Origin of the sequence: [Zimmermannella] faecalis ATCC 13722 (assembly GCF_000381765.1) — a bacterium.
Classification (GTDB): Bacteria; Actinomycetota; Actinomycetes; order Actinomycetales; family Microbacteriaceae; genus Gulosibacter; species Gulosibacter faecalis.
In genome coordinates, this window is the sequence record NZ_KB907074.1 from 27,755 (window position 1) to 47,525 (window position 19,771).

Sequence of the window (19,771 nt, forward strand, 5' to 3'; positions counted from 1 at the left end):
GATGAGCCGCCCACGCCTCACTATCGGCACCTTCGGCACGATCGGGTTTCAGACCTCTTCGAACGGTCGCGTGACCGCCCGCGCGAGGTATCGCGACTGGGATGGAAAGTCACGCCTCGTGCAAGCCACCGGTGACACGAAGCGCGCCGCCGAACAACGGTTGAAAGCAAAGCTTGCCGAGCGCACGCTCTACCAGCCCGCAGGTATCGGGCTGACCGCCGACAGTCCGTTCCCCGACCTGGTGGCGTACTGGCTTGAAGATCTCGATCTTGAAGACCGGCTCTCGACCACGACCCGCCAGCTGTACGAACGCAACATGCGCACGCTCGTCATGCCCGCGTTCAAAGACCTCACGCTGCGTGAGATCGGCGTGGCACGCTGCGACCATTTCTTGAAGCAGCTGGCGAAGCAAAGCTACAACCGTGCCAAGCAGGCCCGAGTCGCATTGCGGCTCGCGCTCGGGCTCGCGGTGCGGCACGAGGTGCTGCCGCGCAACCAGATGGATCACGTCTCACGGCTCCGGAAACCCCCGACGACACCGAACGCACTCACCCCCGCTGAGGTGAACGCAATCCGCACCGCGATCGCGTTCTGGGAAACCGGGCTCTCACCCACCGGGCCGAAACCAGACGGGCAGCTCAGCGCGATCGTCGAGGTGATGCTCGGCACGTCGGCCCGCATCGGTGAGGTGCTCGCGATCCGCCGCCGCGATATCGACATCGTGAGCGCCCCGCCGTCGATTCGCATTAGCGGCACCATCGTCGCGCACCGCGGCGAGCCGACCCAGCGGCAGGATCATCCCAAGACCGCGAAGTCCAGACGCACCGTCGCACTCCCCGCGTTCGCTGCCGAGGCGGTGCGGCTCAGGCTCGCCCGCCGTGACGACGCCACGCTCGATGCACTGTTGTTCTGCAATCGTGACGGTGGCCCGCTGACGACGAACAATGTGCGCAGGCAGCTTCGGCACGTGCTCGACCTCGCGGGCATCGAGGGCGTCACACCGCACATGTTTCGTCGCACGGTTGCCACCGCAATCAGCAATGAGGCTGGCGTCGACCTTGCCGCCGAGCTGCTTGGACACACGGACCCGGCGATCACGGTGCAGCACTACATCCGCCGCAACGAGATGGTCAACCCGGCGACCGCCGAAATGCTCGACCGTGTCTTCGGGAAGGAGGCGTGAAGTCGGCGTTGATCGGGACGCAACTTTGACGTACGTTGGCTACATAGTTGCCGCGCTAGGAGCTGCGCCGTCAAGCATCGCGCACATATCTGGTGCGAGTTCACGGTCACGCAAATTTTGCGGCACAGTGACGAAACCCGCGGAATTTGAGGTTCCGCCGAATCGGCGGAACCGTTGATCCTGTGAAATAGCGCTTCGTGCGGGTTTCGGTATGACGGTTGAGAGTGAGCGAGTCCGTTACGACCGCATGCTTGGCCGTCCCGCCCAGGGCTACTTCGAACACGCAAGAGTTCGACCTGGGCATGACAGTCTCCTCCCGCTAATGCTCATTCCCATGAATTAGGTGCACGGCTTCTCCCAGCCGCCAATCACCCGTCCCCTCGATCAACCGATCCCAAAGCTGCCACGCCTCTGGCAGATCGAGGAAAGGGCGATTCAAGGAGATCGTTTTGGGTCGCTCGTCCGTGATCTGCCAGACGCGTGGCGACGAATCAGCGACCTGCTGAGTATCAGAATCTCGTTCAGTCTGAAGCACCTGCTTTGCTCCGCCAAGACCTGCCTTACTCCGATAAGATCCTGTCAAGCGAGGTTTCTGATGCGCGTACTAAAGAGGAGCGGATGTGGCTGAACCATGGCTCTCGGCCGATGAGATCGCCACACACCTCGGCGTTTCCAAAGACACCGTGTACGCATGGATCAGCGCGCAAAACATGCCCGCCCACAAGGTTGGGCGGCTGTGGAAGTTTCAGACAAGCGAAGTTGACGAGTGGGTGCGCCAAGGCGGCGCCTCGACAAAGGAGAACGAATAGCCGATGTCACGACTCACGGATCTACTCCGTCAACTGCGCAGTGCCGACCCTCAGCTCGGTGCGGATCTCGAAAAGGAGATCACCGCGCTCACGAAGCGACGCAGCTTCGGACTGGTTTTCGAACGCCACCAGCCCGAGGCCGTCGAACTACCCGGCCAACCTATACGCCGCGGATCGAAGGTGCGTGTGCTTCCGCTGCGAGGAGAGACCGCCAAGGGCGACTCACGGCTCTGGCGCGTCGAATCCTTCACGTTTGATGAGAGCGGTGCGCAACTCGCGCAGTTAGTCGAGCACGTCACCGATGAGCCCGAGCGGCGTACTGCTTCGCTTGACAATCTCGTAGTCGTCGCTGAGTTCGACGACAAGATCTTCCCCGGTCTCGTTGAGACCGGGCGGATCGAGCGCGGCGGCGACAAGCCTTTCCACACGGTGATCAACGCTGAGAACTACCACGCCCTCGAAATGCTCACGTACACGCATCGAGGCAAGATCGACGCAATCTATATTGACCCTCCTTACAACACTGGTGCTCGCGACTGGAAGTACAACAACGACTACGTCGAGGGCGACGACGACTACCGTCATTCGAAGTGGCTGGCCTTCATGGAACGCAGGTTGCTAGTCGCCAATGAGCTGCTAAACCCGAACGATTCGGTACTTATTGTCACAATTGATGAGAAAGAGTACCTACGACTTGGTCTGCTATTGGAGCAGACGTTCCCTCAAGCCAATATTCAGATGATCTCATCCGTCATCAATCCCGCTGGTGTCGCACGCGGTGGCGAGTTTGCGCGTACTGATGAGTACATTTTCCTTGTAATGATCGGTGATGCACGCCCGCTGCCTGCCGCTCTAGCTCCAGAGTGGCTTGGCAAAATTGGTAGCTCCGTAAAGAACAAGTTGCACTGGAATGCTCTTGTCCGGACAGGCACGAATTCACGTCGTGTAGATCGTCCTAACCTATTCTATCCCATTTATGTCTCCGAGTCAGGGCAATCAATTCTCAGCGTTGGGGAGCCGCTTGCTCTGGAAGATTCGCGCGATGATGTTCCTGCACCCGAAGGCGCGAGAGTGATCTGGCCGCTCAAAGCCAATGGCGAGGAAGCCAATTGGCAAATCTCCCCTGTAGCACTTCGGAGTTCAATCGAATCTGGGTATGTCCGCCTCGGACGGCTCACAGAACGAGGCATGGCGATTTCGTACTTAAAGAGTGGTGAGCGCAAAAAGATTGAGGCTGGCTTATTTCCAGTAGTGGGTCACCGGCCTGACGGATCCGTGCTTGTTGACGAGTCGGAATATGTAGCGAAGTTCATTCCCGGAACACAATGGTCAATTCCATCGCACGATGCAAGCCGCAACGGATCTAACCTACTTTCATCCCTCATGCCGGATAGAAAATTCCCTTTTCCAAAGTCCCTATACGCCGTCGAAGACGTTCTTCGCTTCTTTGTAAGTAACAAACCTTCTGCTGTGATACTGGATTTCTTCTCAGGGTCTGGCACGACAGCAAATGCTGTGATGCGACTGAATCGTCAGGACCGCGGCCGACGCCAATGCATTTCAGTTACCAATAACGAGGTCAGCGCCGAGGAGCAAAGTAAGCTCCGCAAGCAGGGTCTTCGCCCTGGCGATCCCGAATGGGAGAAGTGGGGAATCTGCAACTACATCACAAAGCCCCGCATCCGTGCCGCGATCACCGGCCGTACGCCTGATGGCGAACCGATCAAGGGCGACTATAAATTCACTGACGAGTTTCCAATGGCCGATGGGTTCGATGAGAACGCCGTGTTCTTCACCCTGACTTACGAGTCGCCGCTCTCAGTGCGCCACAACCGTGCTTTCGAGCGCATCGCGCCAATGCTGTGGATGCGAGCGGGATCCACAGGTCGGATAATCGGTGACCTCGGCGACCGAGGCTGGGAAATCTCCGAGGTGTACGCAGTGCTGGAGAATATCGACAACGCTGAAGCCTTCTTCTCCGCGATACGCGACGCCGAGGATGTACGCACGGTGTTCGTCATCACCGACGATGATGCCGCGTTCCAGATGGTCTGCCGTGAACTCCCGTCGGAGCTTGACATGGTACGGCTCTACGAGTCGTACCTGCAGAACTTTGAGATTAATCAGGGGCGTGCAGTCTGATGCGGTACACACTCAAGGATTATCAAGCCGAAGCCGTCGGCAATGTACTCAAGAATCTGGCCCAGGCGAAGGACATGTACCAGCGCTACGGCTCCTTGTCGCAGTTCTCTCTTTCAGCTACCACAGGTGCTGGCAAGACGGTGATGGCCGCTGCTGTCATCGAAGCGCTCATCTCAGGGTCAGACGAGTTTGACTTCCCGGCTGACCCCGGAGCGGTAGTGCTGTGGTTCTCAGATGACCCCTCGCTGAACGAACAATCCCGCGCCCGGATTCAGGCAGCGTCCAGCGAGTTGGACTGGCGGCTGAAGCTCATCACAAACGACTTCCGTGAAACCTCGTTTCGGCCGGGGCACGTCTACTTCCTGAACACTCAGAAGCTCAGCAGGACGTCAAACCTGGTCAAGGGCGCAGGTACCAGGATCGACCCGACGGCGACGATCGACGAGCTGACCCCTGCACCTGACGAGATGCAGTCGAACATCTACGACACGATCATCAACACCATCGAGAACAAGGAACTCACGTTGTATCTGGTGCTTGATGAGGCGCACCGAGGCATGAAACCGCAACGGGACCGCTCGACGATCGTGCAACGACTCATCAACGGCCAAGGGCAAGTGCCGCCCATTCCGATCGTTTTTGGAATCTCCGCAACTGTGGAGCGCTTCGAGCAGGCGATGAAGTCCGTGACGGGACGCACAGCTCTACCGAGTGTCGAGGTTGACTCTGCGCTGGTGCAGGCATCCGGCCTGTTGAAGGACGATATCGTGCTGTCCATTCCAGCCGAGACCGGCGCGTTCGACACCGTGCTGCTGCGGCGTGCCGTTGACAAGATTCGTGAGGCAGGTCGCGCGTGGGATGCCTACACGCGGGAGCAGGAAGAAGCCGACTCCGTCGTACCCCTCCTCGTCGTGCAAATGGCCGACAAACCGAGCGACGAAACACTCGTGCGTACGATCGACACGATCCTCGAGTCATGGCCCGAGCTTGATCACGGCGCGATCGCGAACGTGTTCGGTGAACATCAAGACCTCAAGGTCGGCGGCTACACGATCCCGTACATCGAACCCCAGCGTGTGCAGGATTCGACGCATGTGCGGGTGCTGATCGCAAAGTCGGCGATCTCCACGGGGTGGGATTGTCCGCGGGCCGAGGTGTTGGTGTCGTTCCGCCCGGCCTCCGACCCGACCAACATCACGCAGTTGCTCGGGCGCATGATCCGCACGCCACTGGCGCGCCGCATCCCCGGCAATGAAGTTCTCAACTCGGTCGACTGCATGTTGCCCTACTTCGACCGCACCACCGCGATGCGTGTCGCTGAGATGCTCATGCACGGCGCAACTTCGAAGGACGACGAGGGCGACAGCGGCGGCGGCGAAGGACGCCGGGTGCTGTTCGACCCGGTGCTGCTCCATCCGAACCCGGATCTTCTGGCGGAGGTATGGGAGAAGTTCGAAGCTCTCCCAACCGTGACGATTCCGAAGCACCGCAGCAAACCGATCAAACGATTCACCGCGCTCGCAGCTGCGCTCACGAAGGACAAGGTCGTCGACCAGGCACTCAAGCGCGCCCACGACGAGCTGAACAACGTCGTGGCCTCACGCGCCATGCAATACAAGGCGCAGGTGGACCGTGCCCGTGAAGACGTGCTGACGATGTCGGGAGAGGAACTGCGTGCACGGCTCGGTGGCGGTCTGTGGGTGAACTCGTCGTTCGAGCTTGCCGCTGATACTCGCGCCATTACCGAGGCGTACAAGGTAGCCGAGCGCAACCTCAGCCCGGCGTTGTGCTCGTCGTATGTGGACTACCTGGTACCCGAAGACGCCATCGAAGATGACCTCCTGGAGGCATACATCGAAGTCGCAGCGATTGGGCTTGTGCCCGATATCGTCGCAAGCGTCGAGGCCGAAGCCGATCGTCTCGCTCGCGCATGGTTGACCGACACCCGAGTTGACCGCAAAAACCTCAGTGACGAGAAGCAAGCTGAGTATGACCGTCTCGAAGGCATGTCGACGGAGCCCGAACGCATCAGCCTCGTCAGCCCGAAGACCGGGCAAGCAGAGGCCAAGGCACGCGAAGTCGACGGCACCGAGACTGACTTGCCGGTCTACCGCAACCACCTCATGGTCACCAACACGGGCGATTACCCGGTCGAGCTGAATTCGTGGGAACGCCACGTATTTGCCGCTGAGTCCGACAGGAATGGTTTCGTCGGGTGGTGGCGCAACCCGGATCGCGCGGTGAAGGAATCGCTCGCGATCGCGTACATGGACGGATCACGTAACTGGAAGGCGCTCAGACCCGACTTCATCTTCTTCGCAGAGGGCCAGAACGGTATCGTCGCCGATCTGGTCGACCCGCACGGTCATCACCTGGCCGACGCGATGCCGAAGCTACGCGGGCTTGCCGAGTTTGCCGAACAATATGGTGGCGAGTTCCGTCGAATCGAGTCCGTGGCTGAGACGAATGGCGTCTATCGTGTGCTCGATCTGAAGCGTGATCAAGTGCGCGAAGCGATTCGCAGCGTTCATGACGCGAAAACCTTGTACGAGTCTGACCTGGCTAGCGACTACCGGTAGGGCTGCATCTTGGCAATACCGCTGACCGCGCATCAGGCGAAGTTCTATGCCCACCAACTGGAGCGTTCGTACGCGTCTGATCATGTGGGAAAGCTCGCTGGGCTGCTGTTTGACGCGCAGGTTGAGCCGAAGCCGCACCAGATCGATGCGGCCCTTTTCGCACTGCAGACCTCCACCTCGCCGGGTGTCATTTTGGCGGACGAGGTGGGTCTTGGAAAGACCATCGAAGCAGGCATCGTGCTGTGCCAGTATTGGGCAGAACGCAAGCGACGGATCCTGATCATCGCGCCATCATCGCTTCGTCAGCAGTGGCGGCAGGAGCTGGATGAAAAGTTTGCGATCCCTTCGAAGTTGCTTGATTCGAAGAACAAAGACCAGCTTCTGAAACCGAGTGCGGTTCTCTCGAGTGATGTCTTGATTTGCTCGTACGAGTTTGTGCTCCGCAATGTTGATGATCTTGCCCGACACTGGGACCTTGTTGTCGCGGATGAAGCGCACCGCTTGCGTTCATTCTGGAGGGGCAGCGACGCGAAGATCGCGCAGGCCGTCTCCGAAGTGATGGGCTCGGCTCGGAAGTCGCTCCTCCTCACCGCGACGCCGCTGCAGAACCGGCTCGAAGAGCTGTACGGCCTCGTCTCCGTGTTCGATCCCGAGTTCTTTCACTCGATCGAAGGGTTCAAAGAGCGGTACGTCGACCATCCCGACGATTACGGGAACGACGATCTCTCTATGCGCATCTCTCACCTGGCGAAGAGGACGCTTCGGAAAGACGCACAGAAGTACATTCGCTTCACCGAACGGATGCCGCTCACGTTCGGTTTCATGCCGTCACCGGCAGAGCAAGACCTTTACAACAAGGTCAACGCTTACCTGCAGCGCCCAACTCTGTACGCATTCGCGAGTTCTCAGCGGCACCTGTCTGCGCTGATCCTGCGTAAACGCCTCGGCTCCTCTACGTATGCGGTTGCCTCAACGCTCGAAGGCATCGCCAACAGACTCGAAGCGGAACTACAGTCTGGCCGCCGCCGCTCGAACCGTGGAGCGCTGGTCGATGAAGACATGACAGATGAAGAGCTCGAGGCGTCGGAGTCGGCCCTGTTCGCACTCCCGTCTCCCGAGCATGCCGAGGCTGTCGAGGCGACCCGCAAGGAGATCGCGGCTGAGGTCGAGGAGCTGCGATCTTACGCGGATCTGGCGCGATCGATCACAGTGAACCAGAAGGCTGTCAAACTCTTAGACGCTCTCGACCAGGGCTTCGCCAAGCTTGCCGAGATCGGCGCCCCACAGAAGGCGATCATCTTCACCGACTCAACGAAGACACAGGAGTACCTCGCCTCCGCACTCCGTGCGGGAGGGCGCGGTGAGGGTTTGGTGCTCTTCAACGGCGCGAACAACTCCCCCGAAGCGACCGAGATCTACCGGGCCTGGTTGGAGACAAACGAGGGGTCAGACCTGATTACAGGGAACCCGTCGGCAGACCGACGCAAGGCACTCGTCGACGAGTTCCGCGAACGCGGCACCATAATGATTGCCACCGAAGCCGCTGCCGAGGGCATCAACTTGCAGTTCTGCTCGATGCTCGTCAACTACGACCTCCCCTGGAACCCACAGCGCGTCGAGCAACGCATCGGTCGTGTGCACCGTTTCGGTCAACAGCACAACGTGATCGTGGTGAACTTCTCCAATCAAGGAAACCTCGCCGAGGAGCGCATCCTTGAACTACTCACCGAGAAGTTCAACCTCTTCACGTCCGTCTTTGGCGCCTCAGACGAAGTGCTCGGGTCGATCGAGGACGGACTCGACTTCGAGAAGTCCATCGCCGCGATCCTTGAACGATGCCGCACCGCAGACGACATCAATGCTGCTTTCGACGAGCTAGAGCGTCAATACGAATCTGAGATCAGCCAAGAGATGCGGTCGACTCGAGCTCGTGTCTTCGACAACCTCGACCCGAACGTGCAAGACAAACTCAAGAGCTATGACACCCAGCAGGACGTTGTGCTCAACAGGTTTGAACAGCTCTTGCTTCGTGTGACCCGCCGCCAGCTCGACTCGTTCGCCGAGTTTGATTCTGACGGTCACAACTTCACGCTCACACACGCTCCCGCCGAGGGAATTCCGACCGGAAAGTACTTCTTCAAGTCGAAGCCGCAACTTGGCGCCCATCAGTACCGGTACGGCAGCGACCTCGGGCGATTCGTGGTGCAAACTGCGCTCGCCGAGAAGACGCCTGCGGCCAACCTCGTCTTCTCTATTGCCGACTCGGATCGAGTTGCCTCCGCTGCGCGCGAGCTTGTCGGCGAACGCGGCATTCTAACTGCCGAGCTACTGACCTTTACGATGCGATCCGGAAGCGACACTGTTACTGAGTCCTACGTGCTCAGCGCTGGTCACACTGATAGCGGAAAGCTTCTTGACGCCGAACAGGTCGAACAGCTTTTGGATCTCACCTGCGTGTCCATATCCGAGACTGAAGCTATCGACACGAGCATGTTGCAGGCTGCGCTCATGCAACAGAGCGAACAGTTCAACGACGAAGTCCAGAACCGAACGGCACAGTTCAGTATTGAACAGGGCGACCTCGTGGAGTCACGGCTGAAGGACCACAAAGCCAAGTACGACGCCGAGGTGCGAAAGCTCAACAAGGAAGAGGAAGATGCACGTGCGCGAGAGCGCAGGACCGATGACCTTTCGGAGCGGCTGAAACTTCGCAAAGAAGCACAGCGCCTGGCACGTCGGGCCGAGGCACTTTACGACGACTTCAAAGTTGAACGCGACCGGCTCCGGCAACAGGCCGACGATTACCTTGAAATGATCGAGCAGGCACTGAAGGGCACCGACGAGCGTGAGCACATTCTCACGATCCGCTGGGCGGTAGAAGCAGCATGACTGAAGGCGCAGCCTTGGACGACCGAGGGAAGAGGGGGACATGATGGCTGAACGTGCGGTCACTCGTTCGCTCTCGACCCGCATCTGGGATCCCAAGTCTCAGTCGCATTACAAAGACTTCCATGCTGTCATCCAGCTTCACCGAGAGAGTAAAGCGACACTAGGTCACCTCCCATTTGCTGCTTTTGAAGCAGCCGGGGACAAGGGACAACTCGTTCTTGGTCTCATCGACGATGAAATCGCCGGGTACGTACTTTTCAGCACGCCTCGGCAGCATCTCATCCGGCTTGTTCACGTTTGCGTTGGCGACTCTGCGCGGCGGTCCGGTTTGGCGAGAGCAATGGTGAACAAAGTCATTGACTTGAATCCTGCTCGCACGATGATCACCGCACATTGCCGCGTGGACTATGGCCTCGATGATTTTTGGCGCTCGCTCGACATGGCGCCAACGGGACAGCGGCCCGGTCGCGCAAAGGCTGGGTCAACACTCACCATTTGGACGCGATCCATTGGCCAACTCGACTTATTTGAGAGCGCGCTGTACGACTTGACAAAGCCGAAAGCTGTACTCGATTCCAACGTCATCATCGACCTCTACTCTTCTAGCACGTTCCAACGCCCTGAACGTGAAGAGTCACTCGGTCTTGAAGCGGATTGGCTCATCGGTGAAGTTGAGTTGACGATCTCCCCCGAAGTCGCCTCAGACATCGATCGATTACAACTAGAGAGCGAGCGCGACAGGGTTCGTGAGGCCTTGAATGGCCTTGTAACGCTCCGAAGAGAGGGAGGGATGCGCGGCCTCGCATCCGAACTCCTTCGAAGAATGCCGGAACGGCTCACGTCTGGCGACGCCAGCCTGGCTGATGACGTCAAGCATCTCGCCGACGCAATCCTTGCGGGAGCAGAGTTCTTCGTGACCCGTGACTCGAACCTTATTGCAGCCTGCGAGACATGGATCGAAGCCGAGTTCGGAACCGAGGTGCTGCGCCCCGTCGACCTCATTCAACGGCTGATGCCCCCAGCGCCACCGTTTAGATTCCGTTCCGAGCAACTGGAGGCTGTGGGCCTCCAGTGGGAGAAAGTCGCGTCGCTGTCATCGCGGCTCGAAGAAGCCTTCGTGGAGCGCACCTCTCGCGAGAAGGGTACGGCTCTCCGTCGTCAGCTCCAGGCAATACTCGCCAAGCCGTCAGAGTTCGGGCTGCAGGTACTCGTCGACGAGAGATCTCGCCTGTGGGCGCTACTTGCAACTGAGCTACGTGACGCGACACTTCACGTTCCGATCCTGCGAGTCGGTAGTGGATCGCTTGGTGAAACCATCGCGTTCCAGCTGGTACGTCATCTCCGCTGGCGCGCGCTGGAGCAGGGTGCCGACAGCATCTCCATTACCGATCAAGCCCTCTCGCCGGTACTGAGGTCTGCCTTGCAGGCCGACGGTTTCACTGGGAAGGGGCCGAGCGTGAAGCTGTCCTGGCTGGCTCCACCTGATGCTGCCGCGCGAGCGATCACCGACACCGAGGTCAGCGAGTATGAGCGAATGAATTGGCCCCAGGTTCTCTTAGAACGCAACATTCCAGTCTATATCGTACCTATCCAGCCCAGGTACGCACGCGAACTCATCGGTTACAACGACACTCTGTTCAATACCCGTGAGAAGCGAGCACTGGGCTTCGCACGGCACGTCGTCTACTTCGCCGCTCCGAAGGGAGTCCAAGAGGTGCCTTCGCGCGTTTTGTGGTACGTCAGCTGGGACCCGAAGGGGCATAAGGCTTCAGCTGTCCGTGCCGTGGTTGCACATTCCCGCGTCGTGGAGGCAACGACGCTTCCAGTAGAAGCAGCCATTGAGCAGTATCGAGCGATCGGAACACTACGGACCAGAGAGATCGAAGCACACGCAACGAACGGGAAAGTCGCGGTACTGCGGGTCGAGGATACACAGCTACTCGAAAGGCCCATTGATCGCGCGACATTCGATCGCATCCTGAAGAAGCACGACGTGACAACTTCCAAGATCACCGCCCGTCGAGCAACACCCGGTGTGTTCGATGACGTCATGCGCATGCAACCGAGGTGGGCTGAGCGATGACCCGAGCCTTACTGTTATCGATAAAGCCGCAGTACGCTCGGGCGATCCTAGAGGGACGCAAGACGATCGAAGTACGGCGCAGGTTCCCAAACATCGATCCGGGAACCACAGTGGTTCTGTATTCAAGTTCCCCTGAGAAAGCGGTCCTCGGCACCGTGCGTCTTCGGCGAACGATCAAGATCAGCCCTGGTTGCGTGTGGGCATTGCATGGATCGGACATTGGTATTGATGAGAGCGACCTCAACGCGTATCTCGCAGGTGCTGATGAGTCGACTCTCTTGGAAGTTGACTGCCCAGAGTCCTGGGAACAACCGGTGTCGCTCAACTCACTGAGGGCCGTCCTTGGAATCGAACCATCACAGAGCTTCCGCTACCTCGCCACTGAGCAGGTGGAGCAAGCGAAGCAGCTGAGCTTTTCAAGTACCTGAACTCAGGCCAGTAGATGTCCGGACAGCCAAGCGCTGACAGAAGACTTCCACCGCTGAGAATCCGAGTTCCACGCCTGCGTGTGCCCTGCATCGAAGGCTTCCAGCTGCACCAGGTCTTTTCTCCGTACCGAGAGTGCCGAAGAGACGCTAATCGGCATCGAGTCATATCCGAAATCGGCAACTCACTCTCCGCACTCAGCCATGCGCCTACACCGGCAACCCACCAGCGAGGCGGAGTCCTCGCGGAAACCCACCCAACTTGGACATCGCACATGGACTCGCATTGACCTTAGAGTTATCATAACGCTCTCACATAGGGGTATCTGCGAGGGCAATCCACTTTGGTCTAATGATGCAACCCACGATCCTTCGTGCGGTAATCTTATGGGCATGGATAAAGCGACCCGCCCACATACTGGGGCGAAAACCGCCCCACAGAGGCGGCCGCCACGGCGCGATCTCCTGATCCCGATGCTCGAAGGCACCAGACGTGCCTTCGTTCCGATCCGTCGAGGTTTCATTCAGAAACCTCGCGGAACGGAGGGGGGTCGCGGATCAAGTCTCGCACTTCTTGCACGGGACAGTTTCGCTCTGGACGCCTATCTCCTCCTCCATGCGCTGGCATCCAGCAGCGAGCCCTATGTTGCGGCCTACCCAGCGGCGACGTGGGTGCAGATTGTGCGACTTGATGAAGCAGCGACATTCGAGGCGGGGAAGTCTCGTTGGTCAAAGGTCGTCACCAAGCTCGTTTCGCTGCGTCTGCTCGAGCGCGAACGCAAGGGCAACGAGATGCAGTACAAGCTTCTTCACGAAGCGGGTACTGGCGAGGAATACACTCGACCCAAGAAGGCTGGAGACGGGCACTGGTTGCGCCTGCCCTACTCCTACTGGATCGATGAGTACGACGCGTCGCTCAGTCACCCCGAGAAGTTGATGCTACTGATCGCGCTCGACCAGCAGGATGACTTTCCCCTCCCTCTCAACCAGTCCGCCAACTGGTATGGGGTATCAGAATCTACGGCGCGTCGAGGGCTTCGTGGACTGGAAGCTCGCGGCTTGCTGAGCAAGATCAGCTCGTTCGTTCCTTCGCCTCGGTCGCCCAACGGTTGGGCAGAGGAGTTCCGTTACACCCTGCAAGGCCCGTTCTCGAAGAAAGCCATCGATGACGCCCAAGCAGCGAGCCGGAAGAAGGTTCGATTCACGGAAGCAGGTGCATCATGAGCATCCTGTTCGTGGACGAATCGAAGGCCAAGGGCTACACGATGGTTGCGGCACTGGTCGTGCCCGGCGACGTGACCAGTCTGCGTCGCGACGTGCGATCGCTGGTGCTCCCAGGCCAGCGGCGGATCCACTTCACCAAGGAACAGCCCGAGCGTAAGCGGCTGATCCTCTCTCGACTCACCGCGTTCGGTGCTCAAGCGCAGGTGTTCCACTGTGCGACGAAGAGCCAGATTCTTGGCCGTGAGGCCTGTTTGACAGGTATCGTCGCTCATGCTGCGGAGCACGCGCACACCAAGATCGTGATTGAGCGTGACGAATCAATCGAGAAGGCTGATCGTCAGATTCTGTTCCGTGAAGTCAGGCGTCACGGGCTTGGCGACATACTTAGCTACGCTCTCGAAGTGCCGCATCAGGAGCCGCTGCTGTGGGTAGCCGACGCGATCGCGTGGAGCTACACCAAAGGCGGAGAATGGAAGAAACGCGCCGACCCGCTCATCGCGGGGATTACCAAGCTGTCGCCATGAAAGCGCGAAGCTCGGCTCACCGACCGTCCGGAAGGCTGCCGAGCTCACTTCACACCGCTACTGCAGTGCACAACATCATTCTAGCTCAGCGAGGTCGTGGAGGCCACCTCACCCTCGCGCTAACTTTCAACCGAGGCACCTCGAATTCCCCGGCGGAACGCTCCGGTTTGGGCGGCTCAATCAACCGAAGGTGCGTAAGGCCCAAGCGGCGCAGCTCGCTCAGTCGAGTCGGATGGCTCTCAGTTGTCCCAGCACGTGTCTCGCGCCGAACACACTGCAAGCCCAACTCAATCACTCCTGACGGACCGACGATGATCGGGTACACTCGGAGGAGGCGAAACGCCTACTTCCCAGTCCACACTAGGGAACCCAAGACAATCCAAGATTTTCGGAAAAACCCGCTCTGATCAGGGATTTTCCAAGGGGTCGCAGGTTCAAATCCTGTCAGCCCGACATAATGCGAAACGCCCTGCCGAAGGCAGGGCGTTTCGCATTATTCGCGTTGCCAAGGCGGGGTCCCCGCTGCGCCGTAGGGGTCCCCGGCCGCCGCCCCGCCTCCCTCGCGAAGCCCGCCTCGTTTACCGGCGGCGGTTGGGGAGGCGCAGTGGGGCGCATCCCGACGCTTCGGGTTATCGGCAGAAACGTGTGGATGGCGTTGGGCGTGTCAGGGGCGACCGGCCCATCCGTGTCGTAGCCAGAGTCCTTCTGCAGCGTCGAGTCCGGTGTCGTAGAGCACTGGCCCTGGGGCGGGATCGGTGTACTCGGGTCGCTGTTGCTGTGGCGGGTGTATGACGTTCTCGGTGATGAGCTCGTAGGCATGTTTGCAGAGCCCTTCACGCAGTCGAAAGCGACCGGGTCAACCGTGTTCGAGTCTGCGCGATGATTGGTGACGGGAGGCGGACTCCCGCACGATACGCAGTTCCTGGTCCTGCTGCGGGTCTCCTGTCCATCTTCTACGCCATGAATGAGATGCGGACTGCAGTGCGTATCCGTTGCGGTGAGCCCAAGCGGCATACCGGGGGCGTGAAGAACGAACTGGTGACAGATTCGGTTTAGGCCGCGAGTGTGAGCGGCTCGGTTAGCTTCGCTTCGAACTCGATGGGCGTCAAGCCGCCGAGGGTGTCCTGGGCGCGCTGGCGGTGGTACTTCCGCTCGATCCAGACGACGATCGCGAGTCGCAGGTCCTGCCGTGTGTCCCAGCGCTGCTGGTTGAGCACGTTGGTTTGGAGGAGCGACCAGAAGCTCTCCATGGCGGCGTTGTCGCCCGCTGCGCCGACGCGGCCCATCGAACCGACCATGTCGTGACGGCGGAGCTCACGGGCCATCGCTCGGCTTCGAAACTGGCTACCTCTGTCGGCGTGCCGGATGCAGCCGGCGACGTCACCGCGGCGCGTGACGGCATTGCGGACGGTATCGACGGCGAGCTTCGCAGTCATTCGATCTGAGATCGAGTACCCGACGATTCGGTTGGAGAACACGTCTTTGATCGCGCAGCAGTACAGCTTGCCTTCGCTCGTCCAATGCTCCGTGATATCCGTGAGCCAGAGCCGGTTCGGCGCGTCGGCGCGGAACTGTCGCTGGACGTGGTCGTCGAACACGGGCGGGCCGGCCTTCTTGCCCTTCCCGCGACGACGGCGCTGCTCGGACGAGAGGATCCCCGCCTGCGAGCACAGCTTCCACGCCGTCCGTCTGCTCATCCGCCACCCCGCCCGGCGGGCTTCGTCGGCAAGGTATCGATAACCGAACGTCGGGTCGTCGTGGTGAGCGTCATGCAGCGCGTTGATCCGATGCGCACGGAGCACGTCCGCATCCCGGACGGGATCGTTGCGCCACCGGTAGTAGGGCTGTCTCGCGAGCTTGAGAACCCGACACGACACCGACACGGGGATCCCCGCCTCAGCGAGCTCAGATACGAGCGGGTACGTCATTTTGGGGAGCCACCGAGTTTCAGATTCGCCTGCGACAGATACGCCGCCGCCTGCCTGAGTACCTCGTTCTCCTGCTCAAGGAGACGGATCCGCTTCTTCAACTCCCGAGCCTCAGCTGCGTCCGCCGCGGTCTGACCGGGACGGTTCCCGTCTTCGACATCGGCCTGACGGAGCCAGTTCTGCAGGGTCGCTTCGCTGATACCGAAGTCGGTGGCGATCTGTTTGATGGTGACGCCGCTCTCGCGGCGACGAGCGACCGCGACGACGTCCTCGCGGAACTCTCTGGGATAGGGACCGGGCATGATGACATCCTCCCCGTCAGCGCCTCCCGGCACTAACGATCAGTTGTCACCAGTTCGTTCTTCACGCCCTTGAGCTGCACCGGTTGTTTGGCACTCCGGACTACACCGCTCGAGTCGCGACCGCGGACACCGACGCCTACGAGTCATTCTTGACTGACCAGGTACTTACGATCCCGGGAATTGCTCGCGTCTCGTCACGGTTCGCGATGAAGACCCTCAAGACGTTGCGGCCATCGGGAGGTGACTGAGCCGGTGGGTAGGAGAGTGCGGGCCCAGGATCGTGCGAGGTCAGAAGAACGCCTGCAAACGCTCGCGTAACGCCGCATCACACACGTACACGTATGTCCCAAGGATTCCGCGAGTCAGCAGCACCGTGTAGATGTTCCGCACGTATTGCAGCAGGTCCTCATCGGTGTAGATGATGCCGAGCTTCGGATTATTCTCGCGACCCTTCTTATCGAAGTACTGCGAACGGTCAAACACGATGCGGCCAGAGCCGGCGTCGTACCGAAGATCCTTGCCGATGATCACGCCAGCATAATTCAGGTCGTAGCCCTGCACCGTGTGAATTGAACCGACCTCGTCGATGGAACCGGGCGAGTTGATCCAGTCGCGTTGCGTCGAATTCCAACGCAGTTGTTCGCCGTCGAGTTCGATGTCGAATGCGTGCTTATCGGTCTTGCTGCGCCACGGCCACGCATATCCCGCAATGAGCCGCGCGAGGCCGTGCTCACGCTCGCGCGCTTGAATCGCCTGGCGCAGTTCTCCGAAGTCGGTGAAGAACCGGAGGTCGTAGTCGCCGAAGTCTTCTCGCGCCAATGGGGGAGTGTCGCTCAACGCTGCGCGAACGTAGCCAACGTAGTCCCGGTCAGCTGCGATGCGCATCTGTGACTGCAACGGATAGACGCGGCCCCGCGCGTTCGCTTCGGAGAGCAACGCTCGAGTCGTCTTCTCGGGGAGGTCAGCGGGGCGCACTGACTGACCTGTGTCAAGCATGAGAATTCGGTGCTTGCTCTGCTTGATGATCCAGTCGAGCTGGGTGACGCTGAGATCGTCTTCGCCGAAGAGTCGCTCGTTGATGGCAGCAAACTTCTTGTTCAGTGGGCCAGACGGCATGTTCGCACGTTGGTTGAGTCGGTGAGCCTCATCAACTATCAGCAGATCAAAGCGTTCCTCGCTTTCGCCAACTGCAAACGGCGTCAATACGAGTCGTTTGTGCAGGCCCGGAGTGAGCGTGAACACCTTCGAGATTGACTCGCGAAGCGACTGCTGTGGCACGACGATGCCGACCTTGAGCGATGCCAACAGCTCGGCATGACCCGGTGTGAAGAACTCGCTGAAAATCGAGTCGCTGTCGAGTGGCTCCTCGGGGTTATGCCGCCGGATATCTTCAAAAAGCTTCAACAGATAGATCGCGACGACCGTCTTGCCAGTACCCGGGTTGCCTTTCACAACGACAGTGCTCTCGGCGCCGGTCTCGAGGTCATCGAACAGACCCTCAAGAATGTCCTCAACAGCGATCGCCTGGTCGTGATTCAGCGCCTTGAACGGTGACAGCTTGAAGAGGTCGCTATTGATGATCTCCGGCAGCGTGCGCGTGAAGAGCTGCTCCTGCGTGCGCAGCTGTTCAAAGACGGCGTCGAACGTCCTGCGATACGTCGCGCGGTTGTAATAGTCGGCGTCGGTGATGCCCGCATTGTGATTGAGTACCTGCAGTTTCCCATCCCCCGAAAACATCCGGATGAGGAACGATTCAAGGTCGAGACACGCTGACTTGTTGAACGTATCGTCGAGCACGACGCGTACCCACTCGAGCCCCTGTTTCTCCGCTGACTCGAGGTGCTGGCGCATCCGCCCCTCAGCATTGAGTGACTCGCCGACATAGACCTCGCGTGCGTTGTTCATGACGTACACGACGGGCCAATTACGGTGCCGCGCTGAAGACGCACCCCACGTGCGAATCTCGTTGAGGGCGAAGGGGAACCGTTGTACCTCAAAGTCGGTCATATTTGTCGCTTCGTCCGCGGGCCTTATCAGCCGGATACTTTTCGCGCGTCTTCGCGAGCTTCTCAAGCACGATCGTGTCGGGGTCGACTTCGAGCCGGTCGGCCAGCAGGATGCAGTAGGTGAGCACGTCGGCGAGTTCATCTTTCGCTTCATCGGTTGAAGCATCACCCCACTGGAAACATTCGAGAAGCTCGCCGGCCTCGATCGAAATGCTCTTCGCGAGATTCTCGGGCGTGTGGAATTGCGCCCAATCTCGCTCAGCCACGAATTCGCGCAGCTCGTCACGAACTGGTTTCCAGTACATGGAACTCAACTTAGCAAGGGGTGGGGTGGCAGTTGCCGGCGCCGACGTTCATCGACTTTGAGGTCTGAGGCACCTACCGCGCTCCGCCACCCCGCCGCGTGCGCCGAAACTCAAGCACGAGCATCCCAATGCCCAGCGCCCACAGCGGCACCTGCGTTGCGAACGCGAGCTTGAATGCACCGAGCTCGTAGGTGTCGGGTGTGCCGGCACCCTGCAGGTCGAGCACGAGGCCGATGAGGAACACGGCGGTGAGGGTCGCGATGAACGCTCCCATGTTTACGAATCCCGCGGCGAGGCCCTGCGACCGCGCCGGGGCGTGGGTTCGCGCGACGTCGAGCGCCACCATCGAAAGCGCCCCGCCACTCGACGTCAGCGTAATCGTCAACAGTGTGAGCCACAGCGGCGGCATGCCCGGCACGGCGAGCAGAGCGATCCACGCGAGCGCGACGGTCGAGACCGAGCCGATCACGATCGGCACCCGCTGCTCGGCGTATCGGCCCGTCACCCTCCCGAGTACGAGCCCGATGAACACCCCGACAAGCACCATGCCGCTCAGCGTCGCCGCTGCCTGCCCGGTCGTGAACCGGAGCCCGCCGACGAGCAGCGGCGTGCCCCACAGCAGCAGAAACAGGTGCTGCGGGAACCCCGCCGTGAAGTGCACCCAGAACGCGAGCCGCACGCCCGGCCGCGACAGCGCGCCACGCAGGCCGGCCGGCGTTGGGACTACGGATTCGGAGACGGGGGAGTCGTCGGGCTCCAGCCCGGCTGCCCCCACGGGGCGATCGCGCAGCAGCACCACTGCGAGCAGCACGACGAGTGCCCCAACCGCCGCGATGCCGATGAACCCGGTGGCCCAGCCGAACCGGTCGACCGCGAACGCGAGCGGGAGCACCGAAACGAGCTGCCCGAGGTTGCCACACATGAACGTGAGCTGCCCCATGAGCGGAAGGTTGCGCGGCGGGAACCACGCCGGCAGCAGTCGAACCACGCTGATGAACGTGAAGGCGTCGCCCGCGCCAACGAGCATGCGCGCGACGACGGCGAGCCACACGTGCTCGGTCATCGCCAGGAGCAGCTGCCCGGCGAGCATGATCACGCCACCACTCAGCACCATCGCCTTCGAGCCGTAGCGGTCGAGCAGCGCGCCGACCGGCACCTGCATCCCCGCGTACACGACGAGCTGCAGCACCGTGAACGACGAGAGTGCCGTCGCGTCGATGCTGAAGTGCTCCTGCGTCATCGGACCGAGCGCCGACAGCGACGTGCGGTTCGCGACCGCGAGCACGTAGCAGGCAACCGCGATGCACCACACGGCCCAGGCGGTCGCCGTCGCGCGCTGCGCTCTGGAATCGTTCACTCGGTATTGCCTCGG

Annotated in this window: 14 protein-coding genes; 10 read left to right on the forward strand and 4 right to left on the reverse strand. The window is 60.2% G+C overall.

Features of this window, described 5'->3' with window-relative positions; translation table 11 throughout:
- The first annotated feature begins 1 nt into the window (after window position 1).
- The 9 genes from G328_RS0100150 (at window position 2) to G328_RS0100190 (ending at window position 13,858) form a co-directional block, all read left to right on the forward strand.
- Window positions 2–1,183: a tyrosine-type recombinase/integrase gene (locus G328_RS0100150; RefSeq protein ID WP_019617309.1), complete on the forward strand. Its 1,182-nt coding sequence runs from the start codon at window positions 2–4 to the stop codon at window positions 1,181–1,183.
- A 620-nt stretch (window positions 1,184–1,803) separates the two neighbouring features.
- A complete protein-coding gene (locus tag G328_RS0100155) occupies window positions 1,804–1,992 on the forward strand; it encodes a helix-turn-helix domain-containing protein (RefSeq protein ID WP_019617310.1) in 189 nt (62 codons plus the stop codon).
- Between the two features lie 3 nt (window positions 1,993–1,995).
- Window positions 1,996–4,134: a site-specific DNA-methyltransferase gene (locus tag G328_RS13495; protein WP_040904423.1), complete on the forward strand. Its 2,139-nt coding sequence runs from the start codon at window positions 1,996–1,998 to the stop codon at window positions 4,132–4,134.
- Window positions 4,134–6,713, forward strand: a complete 2,580-nt coding sequence (locus G328_RS0100170; protein WP_026339528.1) for a DEAD/DEAH box helicase — start codon at window positions 4,134–4,136, stop codon at window positions 6,711–6,713. Before G328_RS13495 ends, G328_RS0100170 begins: the two co-directional genes overlap by 1 nt.
- A 9-nt stretch (window positions 6,714–6,722) precedes the next feature.
- Window positions 6,723–9,602: an SNF2-related protein gene (locus G328_RS0100175; protein WP_026339529.1), complete on the forward strand. Its 2,880-nt coding sequence runs from the start codon at window positions 6,723–6,725 to the stop codon at window positions 9,600–9,602.
- Between the two features lie 43 nt (window positions 9,603–9,645).
- Window positions 9,646–11,685 (forward strand): GNAT family N-acetyltransferase, encoded by a 2,040-nt coding sequence (locus tag G328_RS16285; protein WP_187325711.1) that lies wholly within the window; start codon window positions 9,646–9,648, stop codon window positions 11,683–11,685.
- A complete protein-coding gene (locus G328_RS16845; RefSeq protein ID WP_110463734.1) occupies window positions 11,682–12,113 on the forward strand; it encodes an ASCH domain-containing protein in 432 nt (143 codons plus the stop codon). Before G328_RS16285 ends, G328_RS16845 begins: the two co-directional genes overlap by 4 nt.
- A 471-nt stretch (window positions 12,114–12,584) precedes the next feature.
- Window positions 12,585–13,334: a hypothetical protein gene (locus G328_RS16435; protein WP_154651486.1), complete on the forward strand. Its 750-nt coding sequence runs from the start codon at window positions 12,585–12,587 to the stop codon at window positions 13,332–13,334.
- Window positions 13,331–13,858 carry a hypothetical protein gene (locus G328_RS0100190; protein ID WP_019617319.1) on the forward strand — a complete coding sequence of 176 codons (528 nt, stop codon included), beginning with the start codon at window positions 13,331–13,333 and terminating at the stop codon, window positions 13,856–13,858. The genes G328_RS16435 and G328_RS0100190 overlap by 4 nt, the downstream gene beginning before the upstream one ends.
- A 1,052-nt stretch (window positions 13,859–14,910) precedes the next feature.
- On the opposite strand, the gene G328_RS0100195 is transcribed toward G328_RS0100190, so the two are convergent.
- A protein-coding gene (locus tag G328_RS0100195) for an IS3 family transposase (protein ID WP_390295929.1) occupies window positions 14,911–16,088 on the reverse strand; the annotation gives its coding sequence in 2 pieces (ribosomal slippage) (window positions 14,911–15,819 and window positions 15,822–16,088; 1,176 coding nt in all).
- A 74-nt stretch (window positions 16,089–16,162) separates the two neighbouring features.
- Here G328_RS0100195 and G328_RS16070 point away from each other — a divergent pair.
- Window positions 16,163–16,336 (forward strand): Lrp/AsnC ligand binding domain-containing protein, encoded by a 174-nt coding sequence (locus G328_RS16070; protein ID WP_275401663.1) that lies wholly within the window; start codon window positions 16,163–16,165, stop codon window positions 16,334–16,336.
- Window positions 16,337–16,376: 40 nt separating this feature from the next.
- Here G328_RS16070 and G328_RS0100205 read toward each other — a convergent pair whose 3' ends face one another.
- The 3 genes from G328_RS0100205 to G328_RS0100215 all read right to left on the reverse strand — a co-directional run bounded on the left by G328_RS0100205 (window position 16,377) and on the right by G328_RS0100215 (window position 19,756).
- Window positions 16,377–18,095 (reverse strand): DUF2075 domain-containing protein, encoded by a 1,719-nt coding sequence (locus G328_RS0100205; protein WP_019617322.1) that lies wholly within the window; start codon window positions 18,093–18,095, stop codon window positions 16,377–16,379.
- Complete coding sequence (locus tag G328_RS0100210; RefSeq protein WP_019617323.1) at window positions 18,082–18,399, reverse strand: nucleotide pyrophosphohydrolase; 318 nt, start codon at window positions 18,397–18,399, stop codon at window positions 18,082–18,084. The genes G328_RS0100205 and G328_RS0100210 overlap by 14 nt, the downstream gene beginning before the upstream one ends.
- Before the next feature lie 73 nt (window positions 18,400–18,472).
- Window positions 18,473–19,756: an MFS transporter gene (locus G328_RS0100215; protein ID WP_019617324.1), complete on the reverse strand. Its 1,284-nt coding sequence runs from the start codon at window positions 19,754–19,756 to the stop codon at window positions 18,473–18,475.
- Between the last annotated feature and the right edge of the window lie 15 nt (window positions 19,757–19,771).

Excerpts from the sequence above, each read along its gene's own strand:
- G328_RS0100205 (WP_019617322.1), bottom strand. The coding sequence starts at position 18,095 with ATGACCGACTTTGAGGTACAACGGTTCCCCTTCGCCCTCAACGAGATT.
- G328_RS0100150 (WP_019617309.1), top strand. The coding sequence starts at position 2 with ATGAGCCGCCCACGCCTCACTATCGGCACCTTCGGCACGATCGGGTTT.
- G328_RS16845 (WP_110463734.1), top strand. The coding sequence starts at position 11,682 with ATGACCCGAGCCTTACTGTTATCGATAAAGCCGCAGTACGCTCGGGCG.
- G328_RS16285 (WP_187325711.1), top strand. The coding sequence starts at position 9,646 with ATGGCTGAACGTGCGGTCACTCGTTCGCTCTCGACCCGCATCTGGGAT.
- G328_RS0100170 (WP_026339528.1), top strand. The coding sequence starts at position 4,134 with ATGCGGTACACACTCAAGGATTATCAAGCCGAAGCCGTCGGCAATGTA.
- G328_RS13495 (WP_040904423.1), top strand. The coding sequence starts at position 1,996 with ATGTCACGACTCACGGATCTACTCCGTCAACTGCGCAGTGCCGACCCT.
- G328_RS0100190 (WP_019617319.1), top strand. The coding sequence starts at position 13,331 with ATGAGCATCCTGTTCGTGGACGAATCGAAGGCCAAGGGCTACACGATG.
- G328_RS16435 (WP_154651486.1), top strand. The coding sequence starts at position 12,585 with ATGCTCGAAGGCACCAGACGTGCCTTCGTTCCGATCCGTCGAGGTTTC.
- G328_RS0100210 (WP_019617323.1), bottom strand. The coding sequence starts at position 18,399 with ATGTACTGGAAACCAGTTCGTGACGAGCTGCGCGAATTCGTGGCTGAG.